Annotated in this window: 16 protein-coding genes and 1 pseudogene; 5 read left to right on the top strand and 12 right to left on the bottom strand. The window is 56.3% G+C overall.

Annotated elements, in window-relative coordinates:
* Nucleotides 1-3 precede the first annotated feature (3 nt).
* From FIU92_RS22875 to FIU92_RS17945, 6 genes are all read right to left on the bottom strand, one after another.
* Nucleotides 4-183 (bottom strand): hypothetical protein, encoded by a 180-nt coding sequence (locus FIU92_RS22875; protein ID WP_172978535.1) that lies wholly within the window; start codon nucleotides 181-183, stop codon nucleotides 4-6.
* An 85-nt stretch (nucleotides 184-268) separates the two neighbouring features.
* Nucleotides 269-1,933, bottom strand: a complete 1,665-nt coding sequence (locus FIU92_RS17965) for a Na/Pi cotransporter family protein (protein WP_152460094.1) — start codon at nucleotides 1,931-1,933, stop codon at nucleotides 269-271.
* A 243-nt stretch (nucleotides 1,934-2,176) separates the two neighbouring features.
* On the bottom strand, nucleotides 2,177-3,529 hold the full coding sequence (locus FIU92_RS17960; protein ID WP_152460093.1) for an aspartate aminotransferase family protein: 1,353 nt from the start codon (nucleotides 3,527-3,529) through the stop codon (nucleotides 2,177-2,179).
* Nucleotides 3,530-3,634: 105 nt separating this feature from the next.
* A complete protein-coding gene (gene phnY, locus FIU92_RS17955; protein ID WP_152460622.1) occupies nucleotides 3,635-5,083 on the bottom strand; it encodes a phosphonoacetaldehyde dehydrogenase in 1,449 nt (482 codons plus the stop codon).
* A gap of 18 nt (nucleotides 5,084-5,101) precedes the next feature.
* Nucleotides 5,102-6,346, bottom strand: coding sequence for a phosphonoacetate hydrolase (gene phnA / locus FIU92_RS17950; protein ID WP_152460092.1), 1,245 nt, complete (start codon nucleotides 6,344-6,346; stop codon nucleotides 5,102-5,104).
* Between the two features lie 18 nt (nucleotides 6,347-6,364).
* A complete protein-coding gene (locus tag FIU92_RS17945; RefSeq protein ID WP_152460091.1) occupies nucleotides 6,365-7,552 on the bottom strand; it encodes a 2-aminoethylphosphonate--pyruvate transaminase in 1,188 nt (395 codons plus the stop codon).
* A 120-nt stretch (nucleotides 7,553-7,672) separates the two neighbouring features.
* Here FIU92_RS17945 and FIU92_RS17940 point away from each other — a divergent pair, with 120 nt between their 5' ends.
* Nucleotides 7,673-8,563, top strand: a complete 891-nt coding sequence (locus tag FIU92_RS17940; protein ID WP_152460090.1) for a LysR substrate-binding domain-containing protein — start codon at nucleotides 7,673-7,675, stop codon at nucleotides 8,561-8,563.
* 24 nt (nucleotides 8,564-8,587) lie between these two features.
* Here FIU92_RS17940 and FIU92_RS17935 read toward each other — a convergent pair whose 3' ends face one another.
* From FIU92_RS17935 to glyA, 6 genes are all read right to left on the bottom strand, one after another.
* Entirely contained in the window at nucleotides 8,588-10,609 is a 2,022-nt protein-coding gene (locus tag FIU92_RS17935) for a putative 2-aminoethylphosphonate ABC transporter permease subunit (RefSeq protein WP_152460089.1), read from the bottom strand.
* A complete protein-coding gene (locus FIU92_RS17930; RefSeq protein WP_152460088.1) occupies nucleotides 10,606-11,721 on the bottom strand; it encodes a putative 2-aminoethylphosphonate ABC transporter ATP-binding protein in 1,116 nt (371 codons plus the stop codon). Before FIU92_RS17930 ends, FIU92_RS17935 begins: the two co-directional genes overlap by 4 nt.
* Nucleotides 11,722-11,853: 132 nt before the next feature.
* On the bottom strand, nucleotides 11,854-12,873 hold the full coding sequence (locus tag FIU92_RS17925) for a putative 2-aminoethylphosphonate ABC transporter substrate-binding protein (RefSeq protein WP_152460087.1): 1,020 nt from the start codon (nucleotides 12,871-12,873) through the stop codon (nucleotides 11,854-11,856).
* A 272-nt stretch (nucleotides 12,874-13,145) separates the two neighbouring features.
* Nucleotides 13,146-13,985 carry an EamA family transporter gene (locus FIU92_RS17920; protein WP_152460086.1) on the bottom strand — a complete coding sequence of 280 codons (840 nt, stop codon included), beginning with the start codon at nucleotides 13,983-13,985 and terminating at the stop codon, nucleotides 13,146-13,148.
* A 458-nt stretch (nucleotides 13,986-14,443) separates the two neighbouring features.
* The gene (locus FIU92_RS17915) at nucleotides 14,444-15,199 is read right to left on the bottom strand and encodes a DeoR/GlpR family DNA-binding transcription regulator (protein ID WP_172978534.1); all 756 of its coding nucleotides are present in this window, start codon (nucleotides 15,197-15,199) and stop codon (nucleotides 14,444-14,446) included.
* A gap of 160 nt (nucleotides 15,200-15,359) precedes the next feature.
* Complete coding sequence (gene glyA, locus FIU92_RS17910) at nucleotides 15,360-16,595, bottom strand: serine hydroxymethyltransferase (RefSeq protein ID WP_254705407.1); 1,236 nt, start codon at nucleotides 16,593-16,595, stop codon at nucleotides 15,360-15,362.
* A 139-nt stretch (nucleotides 16,596-16,734) separates the two neighbouring features.
* On the opposite strand from glyA, the gene FIU92_RS17905 reads away from it, so the two are divergent.
* The 4 genes and pseudogenes from FIU92_RS17905 (at nucleotide 16,735) to FIU92_RS17890 (ending at nucleotide 20,714) form a co-directional block, all read left to right on the top strand.
* A complete protein-coding gene (locus FIU92_RS17905) occupies nucleotides 16,735-17,619 on the top strand; it encodes a LysR family transcriptional regulator (RefSeq protein ID WP_172978533.1) in 885 nt (294 codons plus the stop codon).
* 220 nt (nucleotides 17,620-17,839) lie between these two features.
* Nucleotides 17,840-18,073: pseudogene (locus tag FIU92_RS17900) on the top strand (ATP-binding cassette domain-containing protein); the annotation flags it as partial.
* 86 nt (nucleotides 18,074-18,159) lie between these two features.
* Nucleotides 18,160-18,840 carry an IS6 family transposase gene (locus tag FIU92_RS17895; protein WP_152459955.1) on the top strand — a complete coding sequence of 227 codons (681 nt, stop codon included), beginning with the start codon at nucleotides 18,160-18,162 and terminating at the stop codon, nucleotides 18,838-18,840.
* A 251-nt stretch (nucleotides 18,841-19,091) separates the two neighbouring features.
* Nucleotides 19,092-20,714 (top strand): FAD-dependent oxidoreductase, encoded by a 1,623-nt coding sequence (locus FIU92_RS17890; protein ID WP_152460081.1) that lies wholly within the window; start codon nucleotides 19,092-19,094, stop codon nucleotides 20,712-20,714.
* Nucleotides 20,715-20,895: the final 181 nt, after the last annotated feature.

Genomic DNA, 20,895 nt, shown 5'->3' with positions numbered 1-20,895 from the left:
GCTTCAAGGCAGGTAAAACGTGGTTGCCTTTTCGACCGCGACCTTTTGGATTCCGCCTTCTGCGCCGCGCTCTGGGCGGAAGCTTCCATCGACGCCGAACAGCCGCAAAACCGAATTTCGAAACTGAAGCCATTTTGTTGCTTCGCGTTTCGATCTTCCTGTTTTCTTTACCCGTGCTTGCATCGAGTCCGGCTCCTGTTCGCTGCCGTCATCAGAAGTGTAGCATCATTCCTTTGCTTTTTCAGATTTTTATCACAGAACCTTCCGGCTATTTCGCAATTTCGTCGATCAGCCGCGTCTCGAGAAGCTGGCCATTCTGGTACAGCACCGGGTAAGCAATAGATGCGATATGGCTGTTGAACTCCCGGAACGCCCGCAACGTCTCAAGATGAATATCACTGGTTTCGAAGCTTTCCCGTGACCCGTGCTGCAATCGGCGCAGATGTCGTTTTCGGCTTTCACGTTCCACCCGTTTGATTTCGGTCTTCTCAAGGCTCAGCAGGCGCGCGCTTTCCAGATCGTCTGAAATAAGCACGTTTGATGCCAGCTTCATGTTGGCCAGAATACCCTCGTGCATTTGAACAAGTTCCGACCAGCCTTCCTGCGAGAAGCTCGAGCCTTTGGCTCGCATTTCACCCGCCAACACGGTCAAGCGCTTGGCCACGACATCACCGGCCGTCTCCAGCCGGATTGCGAATTCCATCAGGTCGCGTGCGGATTTTTCATCCTTTTTTTCAAATACATCCGGTGGAATCGCGGAAACGAATGCCCTGATCCCGGACAGGCAATTGTTCACGTCTTCGTCGATGGCCTGTACCGCTCGAATCTGTTGTTTGTCGCCACTGCGATACAATTCCAGGCAAGGCCGGAACATGGTTTCGACAAGGTCGCTCATCCGCAGCAGCTCACGCTTGAGGCTTGGCAGGGCCTGACTGGGATTTGCCACGTTTCCTATGTCCAATGCGCTGGCCGGTCGTGCCGGTTGCGGAACCAGTTCCTTCTTCTGATCCGGCAAAAACCTTTCGAACAGAACTTTCAATCTCCCGCAAAATGGCAAGGCCAGAAGCAGCAGCGACAGGTTGAACAAAACATGCACATTGACCAGCATCTGCCCGCCTTGCGGGTCTCCTAACAACCCGGTCCGCAAAGCCATGTTGGCGGCAAACAAACTCACCAAAGCCCAACTGCCACGCAATGCCAGGTTGGCATATGGAATGCGCCGGGCCTGGACTGGCATGGCACGGGTGAGCCAGACCGGAATGAAGGCAGAGCCGAAATTCGCGCCAAACACCAAAGACATCCCGGCGGCGAACGGGATCGCTCCGATCTGCACAAGGGTGACACACATGAGGATGGCCGCCACCGAAGAATGCATGATGAAAGCCAAGGCGCCCCCGACCAGAAACGCGGTGATATAGTCGCGCGCCAGATAATCCGCCACCGCGGGCAGAAACGCGCTGTCCCGAATGGGATCCATCGCCTCGCGAAGGAACCGAAGCGAGATCAGGATAAAGGCCACGCCCATCAGGATGCGCCCCATTTGCCGGGTTTTTTTGGCGTCGGTCTTTACGAACAGATACCCCCCAACCGCCAACAGCATCGGAACAAGCCAGTCCAGCCGGAACGAAAGAATCTGGATGATCAGCGCCGACCCCAGATCGCCGCCAAGTACAATCGCAAGGCCGGCAGGAAAACTGAGCATTCCACTGGCCGCAAACCCCGAGGTCAACAGAGCAACGGCCGCCGAGCTTTGCAGCACGACCGCCATCGTCAACCCAACCACCGAGGCCTGAAGGTAGCTGCGTTGTTGGGTCATTACCCGCTGGAACGACGCCCCATAGCTGCGCTCGATCCCGGTTCGCACCATACGAACCGCGTAAAGCAGCAGCATCGTCGCCCCAGCAAGGCTGATAAGGAAGCTGACAATTGCCATACTCTACCCCGTTATTCTTTTTGGCCCAGCTTGTCGCGGCGCATTGTATTATTCATGTTACCGGCCGCGATTGGGAAGGGATACATCCCATTTTTGGCCTACAAGGCGTAAACTCCTGTGAGCTTCACCGCAAGCACTTGACCGCGCTTTGACGGAACATCCGTCACCTATGAACTTGGCCAAGGGCGCCCGGAAGGGCGCGGCCCCTGATCCTCTATTGTGACACGAGATCGGTAAGGGGCGTCAACTCTCGGCCTTGATTGCAGCAATTACGATGTCGATTGCGCGGTCCAACTCCAAACGCGAGATCGTCAGCGGCGGAGACAACGTCAGAACGCACCCCTGACAGATCTTATAGCTCAGACCGGCCTCGAGGCAGGCATAGTAGATCCGTTCGGCGCACGCGTTTCCCGGTGTTTTGTCGGCGCGATCATCGACGATTTCGATCCCGAACATCAGGCCCCGTCCCCGGATGTCTCCGACAATCGGAACGTTCTGAAGTTCATCCATCAAGCGACCAATGGCATGTTCACCCAGTTCGGCTGACCGGCGAACCAGGCCTTCGTCTTCGATGATCTGGATCGTGGTCAAAGCGGCCCGGGCGGTGACCGGGTTCTTTTCGTGCGTGTAATGCCCGATGGCAAAATCTCCGCAGACATCCAGCTGTTTGCGGGCGACACAGGCGGCAATTGGCAGGATGCCGCCGCCAAGCGCCTTCCCAAGTGTCACGATGTCCGGGATGATCTCGTCATGTTCAAAGGCGAACATCCTGCCCGTCTTGCCAAGACCCGTCGGGATTTCATCCATGATCAACAGCGCCCCGTGACGGTTGCATGCCTCGCGCACCGTCTTCCAGAACCCCGGCGGCGGGACATAGGGCACGGCGCGCATCGGCTCCGCAATGACCGCCGCCACATCTCCTTCGCGCTCGAGGACATATTCCACCATTTTCGCACAGGCCAGCCCGCAGGTTTCGGGGCCCGCATGATTGTAAGGGCATCGATAGCAGGCAAAGGGGGCGACATGTTCGGTGCCAGACAAAAGTGGCCCCGCAATGTGACTGCGAAAGGTCGCCTCTCCGCCGACACTTGCAGCGCCGAACCCCGCGCCATGGAAAGCATCCCAGAAGCTGATCGTTTTGAACCGACCCGTAGCGGCGCGCGCGATCCTGAGGGCAACCTCGTTGGCGTCGGATCCGCCGGTGGTAAAGAGCATTTTGCCCAGATCACCAGGCACGATCTCTGCCAGTTTTTCAGCCAGCTCCACCGCCGGATCGTTGGTGAAGCGGCGGGGCGCAAAGGGCAGATCGTCAAGCTGTGCCTTTATGGCGGCGACCAAGCGGGGATGGCCATACCCGATGTGGTGCACCGAGTTGCCGTGGAAATCCATGTACCGGCGGCCCTCGATGTCTTCGATCCAGAGCCCTTCGGCCTTAGCAATGGTGCTGACGCAGGGTGAGGACAAAGATTGATGCAGGAACACGTTTGCATCGCGTTTGAGCAATGGCGATGACTTGGGCCCCATGGATTTTTGCAGCCACGCCTTGCGCGCCTCGGACGTGTTTGATTCCCCTTCAGTGTGGACAATTTGTGGCATCGCCGCTCCTCTTTGCCATCATCAAAAGATGCGGACCCCGCAAGCCCGCCAGTACCAGGGAGGAACTGTGTTGCCCTTTCCGCATAAGGGGTAAGGGCAACAGACTCAGTTAGGCCACGGCAGCGAATAGGTTTTGACGTTGGTGAAAAACTTCATCGCTTCGATGACGCCTTCCTTCACCCCGTTTCCACTGTCCTTGATGCCGCCAAAGGGCGACATTTCAATGCGGTAACCCGGCTGTTCCCAGATGTTGCAGGTGCCGACGTTCAACCCGTTGATGAAGGCAATCGCCCGGTTCAGATCGTTTGTGCAGACACCCGAAGACAGGCCGAACTCGGTTCCGTTTGAAATTGCCATCACCTCTTCGTCGTTGTCCGGCACGCGAACGATCGGCACGATGGGTCCAAAGGTTTCCTCCATCACCAGCTCGCTGTCATGGGGCACCTTGTCGACCACGATAGGCGGCAGCAGCGCACCCTGGCGACCGGGGTGGTACAGAATTTCAGCACCTTCTTTTTCCGCCTGAAAAACGCGGTTTTCAAAAACCTCGGCGGCCTTGTCATGGATCACGCATCCCAATTCGGTTTCCGGGTCTTGAGGATCGCCGAACTTGATTTTCCTGGCCTTCTCAAGAACCAGCGGCACGAATGTATCGGCCACGCTATCCTGCACGAGAATGCGCTTGACCGCTGTGCAACGCTGGCCGGAATTTCCGGTAGCCCCCGCCACCGCAATGGCTGCCGCCTTGTCCAGATCGGCCTCACTCAGGTCATTCAGAACGATCAGAGGGTCGTTGCCGCCAAGTTCCAGCGCCTGACGCTTGTAGACACCTTTTTCGGCGATCACTTTGCCCACGGGCACACCGCCGGTGAAGGTGATGATATCGATGTGCTCATTGGTGATCATTTCGTCGCCAATGTCACCGGGCCAACCTGTCACGACCTGGAACATCTCGGGCGGCAAGCCGGCCTCATAGAGAATGTCAGCCAGTGTCAATGCGGTCAGCGGCGTCAGCTCGGTCGGTTTGCAAACCATGCAATTGTTGGTGGCAATCGACGGCGCGATCTTGTGGCAGACCATGTTCAGCGGGTGATTGAACGGCGTGATTGCGCTGATTGCTTTCACCGGCTCTCGGGTGGTGAAAATCTTGCGGGCCTTGCCATTGTGGGTCAGGTCGCAGGAGAAGATTTCACCATCATCCTTCAATGCCTCGGCCGCCGCGAATTGATACACGTCCTGCGCGCGCTTGGTTTCGTAGATCGCATGCTGGTGACAGATCCCCAACTCCAGCGTCAGCCATTTCGCAAGATAATCGCGCTTTTCGCCGATCAACTCGCCCGCCCGTTGCAGGATCTGGCTGCGCTCGTATCGGGTCAGCTTGGGTTTGTAATTCGCCGCAATCTCGAACGCCCGGCGCGCATGTTCGGCTGTACCGGCTGGTACGTGACCCACAACCTCGTTTGTGTACGGGTAGAGAACGGGAACGGTGTCGTCTGTAAAGACAATCTCGCCACCGATCCGCATTCCCTCGTTGCGTACTTCGATTTTCGACATGGTCTGATCTTTCATAGCTTACTGTGCCGCCGCTGTTGTTGCGTAGAAGAAGGCATCGAAATTGCGCAGCACGGGTTGGTTTGGCAGGTCGATGACACGGTTCACGATGAAGGGAACTTCCTGCTCGGTCAAACCACCATGGCTGCGCAAAGGTTCTTTGAGTGCTGCCAGATCGTGGCGATGCTCGGACGTGCCGATGCAGATGTTTTCACCGGAAACCATCACGATGTCGCCAATGCGGTCGCCCGGCAATTCGAATTGCTCGATCGCCTCGGCCTTGGTCAGCACATGAGTGATGCCGCTGGTCGCCTTGAGCTTGCGGATGATGTCGCCCTGGTCTGCTCCGTCAGGCAAATAGGCGGTTGCAAAAGACCCCAACGCGCCATGATGCACGACGTATGGGTCGGTAATCGGAAGAATGACCCGCGCCGCATCCTTGCCCAGCCATTCGTCCATCAGGTCCTGCACGTACACAACCGAAGGGGATCCATCCGCCAAATGCTTTGGCTTCATACCGTGGTCCGCGGTCACCACGATGGCCGCACCCAATTCATCCAGTTCGCCCAGATACCGGTCAAACATGGCATAGAAATCGAGTGCGCCTTTTTGATCGGGTGCAAACTTGTGCTGGATATAGTCTGTGGTCGACAAATACATCACGTCGGGCTTGAACTCTTTCAGCAGCTTGACGCCAGCGGCAAAGACAAATTCGGAAAGTTCTGCCGAATAGACCTCGGGGACGTCCATGCCCAGCCATTTGCTGGCGTTGTCGATGCCATGTTCCGCCAGCGTCGTTTCACCCGACCGTTCGGAAGAAAACGCAACCGCCCTGCCCTCGTCAAATTTCAGCCCTGCCCCCAACAGCGCGCGCAGCTTGTCCTTGGCGGTTACCATCGCCACGCGGAAACCCGCGTCGTAGAATTGGGAAAAAATGGTCGGCGCACGCAGGAAGCGGACATCATTCATCATCACTTCCTCGCCGCTGTCAGGGTCGATGAGGTAGTTGCCGCAGATGCCATGCACGATCGGAGGGCGCCCGGTGGCAATCGAAAGATTGTTGGGGTTGGTGAAGGACGGGATAACGGAATGGGCCAGTCGGTCCGTACCCTCTTCCCGTATCCGCTTGAGATTGGGCATCAGCCCTTTCGCAATCGCGACATCAAGGTATTCGGGCTCGCATCCATCAAGGCAGATGGCAATGGCAGGCACCTTCGGCGTCGGATAGACGCGCTCATTTGCTTCGACAGGGGTTTGAATGGTCATCTGTATTTTCCTTGATGTTTAAGCGGCCAGCTTGGCGCGTTCTTCCAGTGCCCGAAGAGGAGGAGCGGCGTTTGTCACGCCCATTTCTTCCAGGGATTCCTTTGCTGCGCGCACGACATTGCGCATGACGTCTTCGTCCATCTGACCGATGCATCCGACGCGGAAACTGTCGACGACGGTCAGCTTGCCCGGGTAAATAATGAACCCTTTGTCCTTCATCAGGTTGTAGAACTGATCGAATACGAATTTCTCATCGGCGGGGCAGAAGAACGTGATGATGATCGGGCTGAGCCAACGATTGTCCAACAGCGTTTCGAAACCCAGTTCACGCATGCCCGCAACCATGACGTCCCGGTTGCGGGTGTAACGTGCGCCGCGGCCGGCAACACCGCCTTCAGCGGCATGCGCCCGAAGCGCTTCGATGAAGGCGGCGACCACGTGCGTCGGCGGGGTAAAGCGCCACTGACCGGTCTTGTTCATGTGCGCCCATTGGGCGTGCACATCCAGAGACAGGGAATGACTGTTACCCTTTGCGGCTTCCAGTTCGCTCTTGCGCGCCACAATGAAGCCAAAGCCAGGAACGCCCTCGATGCACTTGTTCGCCGAAGACACCATGGCTTCGTATCGAATATCCGAGGGCCTGAGCTCGATCGCGCCAAAGGCAGACATCGAGTCGATCAACAGCTTGCGACCGGCTGCATATGTGGCCTCGGATATTTCCTCGACGGGGTTCAAGATACCCGAACTGGTTTCGCAGTGAATGGCAACAACATGCGTGATGGCCGGGTCATCCGCGAGAATGCGCGCAACCTCGTCGCCCCGTGGCGGCAGGTAATCGCCCTTGTCCAGCACGATATGGTCCCGGCCCAGATACTGTAGCGTCTGCGCAGAACGTTGCCCATAGGCGCCATTGGCCAGTACCAGCGCCTTTCCTTCCGGCGGAATAAAAGACGCCAGCATTGCTTCGACCGAGAAGGAGCCGCTGCCTTGCATTGGCACGCAATCGAACGCGTCGGCGCCGTCACCAAGCAGGTCCAGCAGGCTTGACCGCAGCTCTCTTGTCATGGCGCGAAAGTCGTCGTCCCAGCTGCCCCAGTCCTTCAGCATGGCCTCTTTCACGGCATAGGACGTTGTCAAAGGACCGGGTGTCAAAAGGTATGGTTCGCCGAGGCGCGGTTGCTCGATTTTTGGATGGGATGGCGTCATTACCAGGCTCCAGAACAGCGTTTTCACAAACACCATTGCAGCAACGGTTGCTATATGTGAAATTGCAAATATCAATCTAATTATAAGTGCAGCCTATGTACGAATCATTGGGGTCCTGTGATGCGGCACAGCCAGCTCAAAGCCTTTCATTACGTGGCCAAACATGGCGGGTTTTCCCGCGCGGCCGAGGCGCTTTTTCTGACGCAGCCGGCGATTTCCGAACAGGTTCGAAAACTGGAACAGGATCACGATCTGTTGTTGTTTCAGCGCGAACGAAAACGCGTGAACCTCACCCCTGAAGGCGAACAGCTTTACCGGTTCACAAAGCAGTATTTTGAGATCGAAGACCAGATCGAGGACTATCTTTCGGAAACCAAGGCCGCAATCGACGGGGAATTGCGGATCATCGCCGATTCAGCGCATCACATGACGTCTTTCCTGGGGTCGTTTCAAAAGAAGTACCCCAAAATCACCATCACCGTGCGGTCCGGAAACACCGAAGAAATCCTGGAAGAACTTCGGTCGTACAACGCCGAGATCGGTGTCGTCGGCAGCCTGTCCCCCGGCAAGGACATGGACGTGTTGAACCTGGGGTCCACTGAAATCGTGGCCTTTGCCGCCCAAGGCGTGCTTTTGGCATCCAAACCTTCGCTTTCTTTGGAGGAGCTGGCCGATCTGCCGTTGGTTTTCAGAGAGCACGGGTCAAAAACACGTCAGAAACTGGAAGAAGAAGCCGAAAGGCGCGGTATCACGTTGAATCCTGCAATCGTTGCGGAAGGGCGCGAGGCCGTGCGCGAGCTTGTGGCCTCGGGCGCAGGCATCGGGTTTGTCTCTCAGGCAGAGTATGGGCATGATGATCGATTGCGACAAATCAAGCTGAAAGGCGTGAAGTTGCAAATGGGTGAAAGCATGATTTCGCTTTCGCAACGGCGCAACGTAAAGATCATCCGTGCCTTCATGGACTTCGCCCAGCGCGCGCTGGAAGAAAAAAGCCCCCCCGCCGATACCTGACCGGCAGGGGCAGGGTTCCTTTGGCTACCGGCTTCGCCAAGCCTGAGTGCGCTTGAGAATGCCTTTTGAAGCAATCAGGTGAACGATCCGGGCAGCAGCGTTGGTGTAAAAGATCATCATGCCCATCGCCGCCGCAGGCGCGATATCCCCGGCATCATCCATGTTCAGCACCGCGATGGACGCAAGCGTCGTTTTGGGAGAATAAAGAAACACTACTGCCGACACGGTCGTCATCGCGTTGACGAACAGATAGATCGAGATGTCCAACACCGCCGGCAGACAAACCGGAACCGTTACCCGTGCAAACAGCTTCATTGTCGGCTGTTTGAGCGAGGCAGACACTGACTCAAATTCTCTGTCCATTTGCTTGAGCGCGGTGACGGCCGTCAGGTGCGATACGGTGTAGAAATGCGTCACAGTGCAAATCACCAAAATCGCCATCGTGCCGTAAATCCCGTTCAGCGGATTGGACGGGTTGTTGAAGAAGAAAATATATGACAGCCCCAATACCATGCCTGGGATCGCCATGGGCAGCATCGCGAACATCTGGAAAATCGACCTACCGGTTCTGAACCCGTTTGATTTTTCCACCAGATAGGCCCCGAAGAATACAACCGTCGTGCCGATGACTGCCGTCAGCAATGCCAGTTTGATCGAGTTGAAATACGACCCCCAGCCGCCGCCGTCCATTCTGTTGAACTGATAGTTCTTGAGGCTCAGACTCAGGTCGTAGGGCCAGAACTTGATCAGCGCTGCAAACTGACACACAGCCAGAAGACCAACGATGAACAGGCCGATCAGGCTGCAATAGATCAGGAATATGCGGTCAGCTTTCGGGTTTGGCGTCGCCTGATATGGCACGGAACGCGCCGAAAGCAGCGCAACCTGCTTGGACTGAACCATCCGGTCGATGGCAAAAGCCAGAATGGCCGGGATGACCAGAACCACAGATACCACAGCGCCCATTTCAAAATTCTGCTGGCCGATCACCTGTTTGTAGATATCCACGGCAAGCACGTTGAATTGACCACCGATGACCTTCGGCAATCCGAAATCGGTGATCACCAGGTTGAACACGACAAAGGCCGCCGAGATCAGGCCATAGCGGGCCCCGGGGATGGTTACGGTCCAGAAGGTTCGCCATGGCGTCGACCGCAAGCTGGCCGCAGCTTCATACAGGCGCGCGTCAGATATCGCGAGCGCGGTCGATATGATCAGGAACGCGTGCGGAAAGGTAAAGAAAACTGATCCGATCACGATGCCTATGGGGCCGTAGATGCTGGCACCGAACAGCAACTCCTTGATCATGCCCTGATTGCCGAACAGGTAGACCAACGCGATGCCCGGCAAAAGCGACGGAACCAGGATCGGTGCCATCGCAATGAGGCGAAAAACACTCTTGAACCGCATGCAGCTTCGGTTCAGCGCATAGGCGAACCAAAACGCCAGTGTCACCGTCACAATGGTGCTGACTACCGAGATCCAAAGCGAGTTCTTGATCGAATTGAACAATGCCGGTGTCGAGAAGTAGTTGATGAAATTGTCCAGCCCTCGCGACTGGACCGGCCGCATTTGCACCCGGCGGAACGTGTTGGAATCAAGCTCGACCCAATCGGTGCCTTCATTCAATGTCGATCCGACCAGAAAGCGCCCGGTATCCGTCGTGTTGCGGATCTTGTACATCACCGGGCTGCGAAAGCTGAAATCAGGAAAGAATCCGGTCACCGGCAAGCGCCCGTCCGAACCCGTCACCAGATCAGAGTCGGAATAGACCCCCAATTTCCTGTTCAACTCGTCTGCCGACAGGATCGTTCCGTCGAAGACGCCTGCGTCGTCACTTACCTGAAACTCGTACTGGGACAGCTCGACCCGATAGGTCGAAAACGACTTGGACAGCATCGTGTAAAGCGGCAACGCCAATGTCACGACCAGATACAGCGCGATCACCATCATGCTGCCGCGCATCAGGATATCATCACGGCTGAGCTTGGGCTTGATGTCCGGCCCGACAGGCATGCTGTCCTGATTGGTAGAAACCGAGCTCATGCCTTGGCCTCCGGCACTTCAAACGCCATAAGGCGGTTCTCGGGGAGCTCAATCACCACGCTGCGCCCCTCTTCCAGTTCCAGACGACGCACGGCGTTGATCGAGAAATCCGCGATCAGTTCCGATGATCCGAACTTCTCGTTGTTCAAGCGGCAGCGCCAGAACGAACCCAAGAATTCCATCTCATCCAGCGTCACCTCTATGCAGTTCCGATTGCCGCCCGTGTCGAGATAACCAGCTTCATGAGGGATGATGTCTTCGGGTCGAATGGCCGCGATGATCGGGGTTCCATCGTTGAACTTGTGGCTGAGGCAGGCAAAGGTCTTTTCCCCGACGCTCAAACGTCCGCCTTTGGTGACCTGTGACCGGATCTGGTTCATTTCACCGATAAAGTCGGCAACGAACAGATTGGCCGGTTCCCGGTAGATTTCGGTAGGAGGCCCCACCTGTTCGATCACACCATGGTTCATGACCACGATCCGGTCTGCCATGGCCAGCGCTTCTTCCTGATCGTGGGTCACCATCACGGTGGTCACACCCAGCTTGCGCTGCAACTCCTTGATCTCGTGCCGCAGATGAACACGCACTTTGGCGTCCAGCGCCGACAGGGGTTCGTCCAACAGCAAAAGTCCGGGGTTGGTCGCAATGGCACGCGCCAGCGCAATCCGTTGCTGCTGACCACCCGACAATTGCGCCGGATATTTCTTGCCCTGATCCGGCAGACCAACCAGGGACAAGAGTTCGTTTACGCGAACAGCGATATCCGATTTGCTGCGGCCGGTGTTTTCAAGGCCAAAAGCGATGTTCTTTTCAATCGTCAGATTTGGGAACAACGCGTAGGACTGAAACACGATCCCGAAATCACGCTCGGACGGGGGCAGATTGGACACGTCCTTGCCATCCTGCATGACCGTACCCTTGGTCTGCAAATCCAATCCGGCGATTGCCCGCAAAAGAGTGGTCTTGCCGCACCCGGACGGGCCGAGGAAACAAACAAACTCGCCCTCGTTGATTTCCAAAGAGATGTCCTTGAGCGCCAGAAAGCTTCCGAACGCTTTCCACAAATTCTGGATGCTGAGATACAGTTCACCGGGTGGTGTTTTCTGAAGCACGGGAGAGGTCCTCACATCTGCACCTCGGGCGCGGCCGATCCTGGCCGGTTGAATCCGGGTGAGTAAGTTGTTTGTCGGGGAACAAGAGACTGGTGCGCAGGAGAGGCACGAAAGCCTCTCCTGCCAAAGGGGTTACTTCGCTTCCGACTTTCCGTCATAGCGAGACTGCCATTCCTTCAGGATTGCCGCGCGATTGTTGGCGGCAAACTCAAAATCATTTTCGATCATTGCATCCAGAAGACCGTCTGGGAAGTGCTCAACCGGTTTCGCAACGCCCGGATAGGCCACGACGGCATAGCCGGTGTTGTACATCTCGTTGGCCTCTTTGGTGACGGTGAAGTCCACCAGCTTCTGCGCAGCCTCCAGATTTGCGGTACCGGCGACAATTGCGGTGGCTTCCATGTCCCATCCCACGCCCTCAGAAGGCACGATGATCTCAAGCGGCGCGCCGTCGGCTTTGGATTTTGCTCCGCGGAACGCGAAAGAGATGCCAATCGGGATTTCGCCTGCCGCGGCCAGTTTGCAGGGTTTTGAACCTGAATGGGTGTACCGCGCGATGTTCTCGTGCAGCGCATCCATGTATTCCCAACCACCTTCTTCACCGAACATCTGCAACCAGCTGGACACGTCAAGGAACCCGGTGCCCGATGAATTCGGATTGGGCATGATCACCTGATCTTTGTACATCGGGTCGGTGAGATCCTTCCAGGATGTCGGCGGGGTCAGCCCGGCTTTCTCTGCCTCGACTGTATTGTAGCAGACGGCAGCAACCCAGGCGTCCATGCCGACCCAGGCAGGGGGGGTGTCGCCATCAACAAATTTCTTGTCCAGGTTTTCCACACCGGCCGGCGCATATGGCTCCAGCATACCTTCTGATTTCAACAGCAGCAGCGACGTGGCGGCCAGGCCCCAAACAACGTCGGCCTGCGGATTATCACGTTCTGCCAGCAATTTCGCCGTAATGATCCCGGTCGAGTCGCGAACCCAATTGATCTTGATGTCAGGATGGCTTTGATTGAACGTCTCGGCATACCGGGCCAAGTCTTCCGCTTCGACTGCGGTATAAACTGTCAATTCCGTTTCCGATGCCGCAGCCGTTGCCGTCAGCGCACCTATGGTCAGGGCTGCGAGAAATGATGTCGTCTGTTTCATTGTGATCCTCTGTTGGTAGTAATGTTATTTTCGCCATTCTTGCGCGGCGTTCGAACTCGATTATTGTGCACCGATTGTTTGACAGCAGTTTGACAGATAAAAACGCCAATAAAAATCGATTATATCTTCGATGTCATAAGCATTTCCTATAGATGAAATCCGCCCGCCCCAGATGATCCGCGCGGAACGGGACCATGACGATCAACAGATCATCAGAGCATGTCAAAGGCGCTGAATTCTTCAGACTTTCCCTGCGGTGGCGCAAAAAACGCTCAACGTGTCATCGCAAGCAGTCCGATCCCGATCGCGACAATGGTCGCTGCAAGAAGCCTGTTGGATTTCGGCCCTTCGCCGAACCACATCACACCAATAAGCGACGCAAAGATAACCGAACTTTCCCTGAGGGCGGACACCACGCCCAAGGGCGCGACCGTCTTGGCATACAGCACCAGCCCATACGCCAGGCCAGAGATGACGCCGCCTGTCAGACCCGCCCAGGCATAACGCCTGGGCAGCGCTACGAAACGCTGCCATCTGGTCGCGAAGATAAACCCGGCAACAAAAATTTCGGCAACGAACAGTGCCGCAATGTATCCCAGTATGTTCCCGGACAGCCGGATACCAATGCCGTCCACAATCGAATAGGACGCTATCATCAGACCCGTGCCAAACGCCGCCGCCACGGCGACCCAGCTTGTGTTTCGGCCCAACCCGATCAGGGACAGGCACCCAATCCCAGCCGAGATGCAGACAATGCCGACCCACGCGATCGGCGGCAGAAACTCACCCGCGAAAAGAATGGCACCCACCGCGACCAGGATTGGCGTCATCCCGCGTGAGATCGGGTACACCACCGACAGATCTCCATGTTTGTACGCGGTGTTGAGAAACCAATAGTACCCCCAGTGGATCAGGGTCGAGCCGATGATGAAGGGGAACGCCGCCCAAACCGGCAAGCCGATAAAAGGCAACGCAATCAGCGCAGGCACGGCGTGGCCAAGCGCCACCAACCCCAAAACAACCGCTTTGTCGGGCGCGCCTTTGACAACCGCATTCCAGAGCGCGTGCAACACGGCTGCGGTCAAGACGATGAGAACTGCCTGTAATGTCATTGTGGCCCGACGATATGAGCTGAATATTTGTCTTGCGTCACAATTCGGCTTTCAGAGCGCTTGTTTGCGCGCACACACAGCGGCTCGACCAAAGCTTGACCTGTATCGCGACGGCAACGCTTTATTGGGCTCAAACCCGCTGGGCAATGCAACCCCGGCGAGGGGCGGATCAGGTTGGTCATCGCGGGTTGGTTGCACAACTGACGATCCAGACCAACCGTATGCCATGTGGTGCCACGGCTTGGTTACCCCTGCGCAATAAGCACCACATCACGATGCAACTTTCCGGTCAGATGATACGCAACCGTGCAGCCAATGATGATGCCTCCGACAATGACATGCTGCGCAGTGCGGAAGTTTGGTGTCAGCCATCGGGTCGCTCCGTACTCAGGGATTCGGATTTCCCTTCACCCTATTTGTACTTTGCAAATTTTGGCAATTTTTTTCCTGTTATTGCGTCATGCGATCACAATATCCACGGGCTGGCTTTGCAGCGCGCCAGCAATGCTATTTGGCAACTCCTCATCCACCACCAGTGTCGCTTTCACCGGCAAAGGTTTCATTACGATCGGACCAACCATGTCGAACTTGCTGCTATCAGCCAGGATCAGCGGCCGCTGCGACCGCTGCATCATCATATGACGCAGGTTGGCGCCTTCCAGCGAGAAATCCGTAAACAATGCCCGAGAGCTCACACCGCCGACCCCGATCAACGCATAGTCCGCATTGTATCGCGACAGGTGGTCGAGCGTGTCCAAACCCAATGTGGCATTCTCTGAAAAATCCAGCCGCCCGCCCAGCAGCGTGACTTCGGCGACCGCCGAAGCCAACACGGATGCAATCGTCAAATCATTGGTATATATGGTAAGATTTTGTCGCACAGTAGCCAGAGCCTGCGCCGCCGCCACTGTCGTTGACCCGCTGTCGATTATCACGCTGGCCCCGTCCGGGATCACGCTTGCCACATAGGCTCCAATCCGTTCCTTGCCTTTCGGGTTGGTTTGAGCCCGGTCGGCCATCGGAGGTTCCCGCCTGCGGATACTGGTCGCGCCGCCCCGCACCTGATAAAGCTTGTTCTCCAGTGCCAGCTGTTCAATATCCTTGCGCACGGTTTCCCGTGACACACCAAGCCGTTCCGTCAGCGAACGGATCGAGACCGCTGGCTGGCGCGAGACTTCTTCCAGTATGATGGCGTGGCGTTCGGGTGCGAGCATTGGCCGGCCCTTTGGTTTGGACTGCACGAATATGCCAAAATTTGCAAACATGGTACAGCCCAAACACCCAATCAGGCACGCGTTGCCATGACGCAGCGGTGACGCCCTCACACCAATGGTCCAGAGCGGTCGATGGGCCCTGCCACCGGGCAAGCAGTGACTACGCTGGATAGATGGGGTACGATTTGCACAACGCAGCGACCGAGGTTTTGCAGCGCAGAATTGTCGCACCGGTATCACCCGCGGCCTCAGCTTCGATCAGATCCGCAATCACGTTTGCCAACTGGTCGAACGCGGCCTGTTTCATTCCGCGGGTCGTGGCCGCGCTCACGCCCAGGCGCAATCCAACCCATTCTGGCGGTCGCGTGCTGTCATTGGGGATCGCGTTTTTGTTGGTCGTGATGTTGGCCTTCTCCAGAACGACCTCGGCACGTTTGCCTGTGATACCCTTGGGGCTGAGATCCACGAGCACCAGATGCGTGTCAGTACCACCGGACACGATACGCAACCCCCGGGACTGCAAGGTTTCCGCGAGTTTGGCGGCGTTGGCTTTGACCTGCGCTCCGTAGTCCTTGAATTCATCCGTAAGCGCTTCGGCAAGGCAAACTGCTTTGGCCGCCAGAACCTGGCTGTGGATCGAACCCTGAACGCCGGGGAAAACCGCAGATTGCAGCCTCTTGAACCAGTCCTCGTTGTTGGTGAGGATCACCCCGCCACGAGGACCACGCAGTGTTTTTGTCGTGGTGCACGTCACAATGTCCGCATGCGGAAAAGGCGAAGGATGCACGCCCGCAGCGACCAGCCCGGCAATATGGGCCATGTCCACATGAAAATGCGCACCGACCTTCCTGGCGATTTGCCCCATACGCTCGAAGTCGATTTCCCGTGGATAGGCAGACCCACCCGCGATCAGCAGCTTTGGCCGGATTTCCTCGGCCAGTTTTTCCAGCGCATCGCAGTCAATGACCTCGGATTCGGCGTCGACACCATAATGATGCGGTTCGAACCAGCGACCCGACAGGTTGGCCTTCAGGCCGTGACTCAGATGACCGCCGGCGGCCAGATCCAGCGACAAGACCCTGTCACCAGGCTTGAGCAGCAGAAAGAAAACAGCAAGGTTCGCCTGGCTGCCGGAATGGGGCTGAACATTGGCATAGTCGCACCCGAACAGTTCCTTGGCGCGGTCGATTGCCGCCTGCTCGACGACGTCGACAAACTGACCGCCGCCGTGGAACCGGTTTCCCGGATACCCTTCAAGCGTCTTGTTGGTCATCTCATGCCCGAGAGCATCCAGCACCGCACGGCTGACGATATTTTCGGACGCGATCAGCTCAATTTGATCCTGCTGGCGCTTTTTCTCGTTTGCAAGAGCTTCTGCGACGACGGGGTCGGTCATCCCGACTGGGTTTTCAAAGTGCCGCGACATCCGGGCTCCTCCGATGCGATTGCGTTTTCTCCAAAATTCCAGAGTTCCACTGGCCGAAGCAAATCAGTATTGCTATTTATTTGCCGCAGAAAAACTAAGGCTTAAATGGATGTCACTTTCCCCTCGTCGCCCGAAAGGCCCACATCTCAATGCTTTACGAGCATTTGAAGCGGCGGCTCGGCTTGGAAGTTTTGCCGCTGCGGCAGACGAGCTATCCGTTACACCAGGCGCGATAACTCAGCACGTCAAGGCCCTTGAAGCCTGGGCCGGCACCCAACTTTTTGTCCGAAATGCCCGCGGGGTCGAGATGACGGCGCTCGCCGAAGAGCTTTTGCCCGGGTTCACCCAGGCGTTTGATCAATTGGGAATGGCCGTGCAGGAACTTCGAACCAAGGCCCTGCCGCGCAAGGTCAAGGTCGCCGCGCTGCCGTCGATCGCGCAATTGTGGCTGGCGCCCAGACTTGGAACGCTCAGGCAAATTGCCCCGGATTTGTCCGTGTCTGTTGTGGCCCTTGAAACGCCGCCAAACCTTGCGCGTGAACCATTTGACATGACTTTGTTCTTTTCCGGTGAAACGATCGGAATCAACGAAATCAAAATAGCCGAAGATGTGATTTTCCCGGTTTGCGCGCCCTCGGTCGCGGACAGATTGAAATCTGTTTCAGATCTTTCGCAGGAAACCCTTCTCCATGACGGGGCATGGGCAAATGATTGGGACAATTGGCTGAACAGCCAACCAGATGGCGCACGTGTACCGAAGACGGGAACCGTGCACTCGTTGTATTCCGTCGCGCTGGAAGAGGCGCGTCATGGCGGTGGCGTGTTGATGGCGCACGAAGTTCTGGTTCAGAAATTGCTGGACAATGGCGATCTGGTTCGCCCGTTTTCGGCCTCGTTGAAGCTTCCCCGCGCAATGGTGGCCAAATTCACACCCTCTTTCAGCAGATCCCCCGCCTTCAAAGAGTTCAGATCGTTTTTGCTGAACGCAAACTGAAAAGCGGTACCCGCAAAACGGGGTGTTCGCGCCGATCAGGCCAGCCTTCCCCTGACAGTCTCGGCTGGCCAGTTTTGGCGACGGATCCTTCGGGAAATACCATCAAATCCGTGAAGCTTCACATACTTAAGTCGTGGTCCGGCCTCGGACTGGAAGGTTGAGAAACGCGCCCCGACGATGCAAGCTGCTGTCAAGAACCATGGTTCGGGACGGAGGAAGAATGTCAGACGCGCGCCCCTCGGCGGAAACCGATCCTGGTCTCGCCGTACGCGACCTGAGCTTTCATTATGGCGCCAAGACGGCTTTGGATGCTGTCTCTTTTGACGTGTCGGCGGGGATGTTCTGCGGTCTGCTCGGTCCGAATGGGGCCGGTAAATCGACACTGGTGTCGCTGCTCACGCGATTGCTTGTGGCGCCGGACGGTGAAATCACGGTCGCAGGCCATGATCTGCGCCAGGATCTGTTGCAAACTTTTGGCTGTTGACGAGGTCAGATGCTGCGGGTGAATGACTTTCGGTAAAATCAGTCGAAAGTCAGTTCATGGTTTCCTTCAAAGGCGCGCAATATCCGAAGGATGTGATCCTGTTCGCGGTGTTTTTCTATGTCCGATACGGTGTGTCTTACCGGGATCTGGAAGAAATCATGGCCGAGCGCGGTGTTTCAGTGGACCACACCACGCTGAACCGGTGGGTAACACGGTATTCTGGTGCAATCGCTGAGGCAGCACGTCGCCGCAAAGGGCCTTGTAATCGTTCGTGGAGAATGGACGAAACTTACATCAAAGTTAAAGGCGCGTGGGTTTACCTCTATCGAGCTGTCGACAAGCACGGCAAGACCCTTGATTTCATGCTTTCGCGACGTCGCAACAAACCAGCCGCCACCAAGTTCTTCGCCAGGATGTTGGAGATCAATGGGTTGCCGAAGAAGATTGTGATCGACAAGAGCGGTGCCAACACCGCCGGCATCAAGGCCATCAACAAAATGCTCAAAAGCTTTGGCTGCCCGATCCCAATTGAGATGGTGAGGCGGAAATACTTGAACAATATCGTGGAACAGGACCACCGTTTCATCAAGAGACGCACTCGGCCAATGCTGGGGTTCAAGGCCTTTGCTTCAGCGGCGGCAACGCTTGACGGAATAGAAGTGGCGCACATGATCCGCAAGGGTCAAATCACGCCCGGACTCTGCCCATTTCAGCAGTTTGCTGAGCTCGCCACCTGACTCACAAGCGATTGCCGAAACAACTCAACGGGCTCAAATCTTTGCAACAAAACCAAGTGAACTTTCGCCGCCGTCGAACAAATGACCGAAACTGGCGCTTTCTGTGTTTTGCGTACAATGCAAAGCGCTATAGTTAAGTTTCGCGGCTGCCATCGCTAGAATGTGGCTCAGAGTATATACCGTCTGATGGCAGATAGAAATTCCCATGACATTGGGATTTGGTCGGAAACTGGTGGAATTCGTACCTTTTCATGCTGAAACCAATAACGATACAAAAGGAGACACCATTGCCGCCGAACGCATCGACGTCACCTCACGGACTGTCCCAGTTAGAGCAAACCCACTTTGATATTGCCGTTGTCGGTGCCGGAATTAATGGCGCCAGCGCCGCCCAACATCTCTGCGCGGCCGGGTACAAGGTGCTTGTGGTCGATCAGGGTGATTTTGCCAATGGGGCAACCAGCCGGTCCAGTCGCTTGCTCCATTGTGGTCTCAGGCATTTGGCATCAGGCTCCAATATTTGGCGGACGTTGTTGCGCCCACGGCATCTGGCTATGTCCATGAAAACCGTTCGTGATGACATGCTTGCCAGAGACGAAATCGTGCGCACGATCCCCATCCGGGTAAAGCCAATCAACTTCTGTTTGCCGATCTATTCAGATGATCAATACACCCCCTGGCAACTGGATGCGGCCTTTGCAGCACTACGGATGACTAGTCCGACCGGCGAGCCGCTTAAGTATCGTCGCTGTCGCCCCGGCCAAACCGACCAGGTTCCGATCAGTCCATGGTTGCGCGATCCTGAAAAGCTGCGCAGCATCGCGGTTTTTCAGGAGTATCTATTTGATTGGCCAGAGCGTATCGCGCTGGATGCCCTGTTTGATGCGCGTCGGATGGGAGCGTGCGTTCGTAACTACACACGGGTGGTGGAGATCAGGCAAGCGCAAAAGGATGCGCGGTGGCACATTACGCTGCAATCGACTGAGCAGGGCGCATTGCACACCCCTGAATCGGCCACTGTCACCGCGGACTTTGTCCTCAATCTGGCAGGGGCTTGGGTCGATGATGTGACTGCCAGGACTGGTTCAAATACGGCTCCCAGATGTGCGGGGATGAAGGGCATACATATTGCGGTTCAACTGCCAGAGGAATTCGCTGATTGGGGGGTATTCACCTATAACAGCATAGGCGAGCCACTTTATTGCCTACCCTTTCGCGGTATCCATTATGTCGGTTTGACGCGAACACCATTCCAAGGAGATGCCGCTAGCGTCTCGGCGACGGACCAGGAAATTGAATGGATGGTTTCGGAAACCAACCGGTGTCTTCCAAAGCTGTCTTTGGAACCCAGCGATGTGCTGTTTACCTGGGCTGGCGTCAACCCGCTGACGCGTGATCCGCTGGATCCAATGGGTAGTCGCGAGATCAAGATACATGATTTGGCGGTTGATGGATTGCCCAACATGCTGGCGCTGACTGGTGGCCCGATCATGACCCATAGGCGCGTCGCAAGAAAAATCACCCGGGAGATTCAAAAGCGACTAGTGCCCTCCGGAGATCGGCGCGATCTGCAATACTGTAGCGCTCAGACAATATTCGACTACGACGCTGCATGTGACGGCAACCAGATGCCAAAGGATTACAGCTCCGAGATTGCGCGTTGCGCGCGCAACGAAATGCCCGCCAATCTGGCTGATTTGCTCATGCGGAGGCTTGGTCTGGGGTGGGAACCGGATCAAGGCCTGGGACAAGCCCGCAAAATTGCCGAGACTGCAGCGCCACATCTGGGCTGGACAAATTCAAGGATTGAAGATGAGCTAATCGCCTATCAGGCTCAACTTGACCGCTTCAGGCGAAAACAGGGGGCCGATTGAAGCCTTAGGTTTTCACCACACACCTGATCCGCAACGGGCCAGTGAGAACGGCAGTTTTTTACGCTTTTCTGCCGCCTAGAAGACGCGCAGCATTACTAAATACGGGCTCTTCGCGGCCATAAGATCGAACGCAGCATTTCATATGACCCAACAAAAGGTAGCCGTCTTGGACGGCCCTGAA

Origin of the sequence: Ruegeria sp. THAF33, assembly GCF_009363615.1 — a bacterium.
Taxonomy (GTDB): domain Bacteria; phylum Pseudomonadota; class Alphaproteobacteria; order Rhodobacterales; family Rhodobacteraceae; genus Ruegeria.
Note: the sequence above shows the minus strand (reverse complement) of the source record. Positions and strands in the feature narration are given on the sequence as shown.

Bases quoted from the DNA above. Each gene is read 5' to 3' on its own strand.
- FIU92_RS17960 (WP_152460093.1), bottom strand. From the start codon at position 3,529: ATGCCACAAATTGTCCACACTGAAGGGGAATCAAACACGTCCGAGGCG.
- glyA (WP_254705407.1), bottom strand. From the start codon at position 16,595: ATGACCGACCCCGTCGTCGCAGAAGCTCTTGCAAACGAGAAAAAGCGC.
- FIU92_RS22875 (WP_172978535.1), bottom strand. From the start codon at position 183: ATGCAAGCACGGGTAAAGAAAACAGGAAGATCGAAACGCGAAGCAACA.
- FIU92_RS17925 (WP_152460087.1), bottom strand. From the start codon at position 12,873: ATGAAACAGACGACATCATTTCTCGCAGCCCTGACCATAGGTGCGCTG.
- FIU92_RS17965 (WP_152460094.1), bottom strand. From the start codon at position 1,933: ATGGCAATTGTCAGCTTCCTTATCAGCCTTGCTGGGGCGACGATGCTG.
- FIU92_RS17945 (WP_152460091.1), bottom strand. From the start codon at position 7,552: ATGACGCCATCCCATCCAAAAATCGAGCAACCGCGCCTCGGCGAACCA.
- FIU92_RS17915 (WP_172978534.1), bottom strand. From the start codon at position 15,199: ATGCTCGCACCCGAACGCCACGCCATCATACTGGAAGAAGTCTCGCGC.
- phnA (WP_152460092.1), bottom strand. From the start codon at position 6,346: ATGACCATTCAAACCCCTGTCGAAGCAAATGAGCGCGTCTATCCGACG.
- FIU92_RS17895 (WP_152459955.1), top strand. From the start codon at position 18,160: ATGGTTTCCTTCAAAGGCGCGCAATATCCGAAGGATGTGATCCTGTTC.
- FIU92_RS17920 (WP_152460086.1), bottom strand. From the start codon at position 13,985: ATGACATTACAGGCAGTTCTCATCGTCTTGACCGCAGCCGTGTTGCAC.
- FIU92_RS17890 (WP_152460081.1), top strand. From the start codon at position 19,092: ATGCTGAAACCAATAACGATACAAAAGGAGACACCATTGCCGCCGAAC.
- FIU92_RS17935 (WP_152460089.1), bottom strand. From the start codon at position 10,609: ATGAGCTCGGTTTCTACCAATCAGGACAGCATGCCTGTCGGGCCGGAC.
- FIU92_RS17905 (WP_172978533.1), top strand. From the start codon at position 16,735: ATGTCACTTTCCCCTCGTCGCCCGAAAGGCCCACATCTCAATGCTTTA.
- FIU92_RS17940 (WP_152460090.1), top strand. From the start codon at position 7,673: ATGCGGCACAGCCAGCTCAAAGCCTTTCATTACGTGGCCAAACATGGC.
- phnY (WP_152460622.1), bottom strand. From the start codon at position 5,083: ATGTCGAAAATCGAAGTACGCAACGAGGGAATGCGGATCGGTGGCGAG.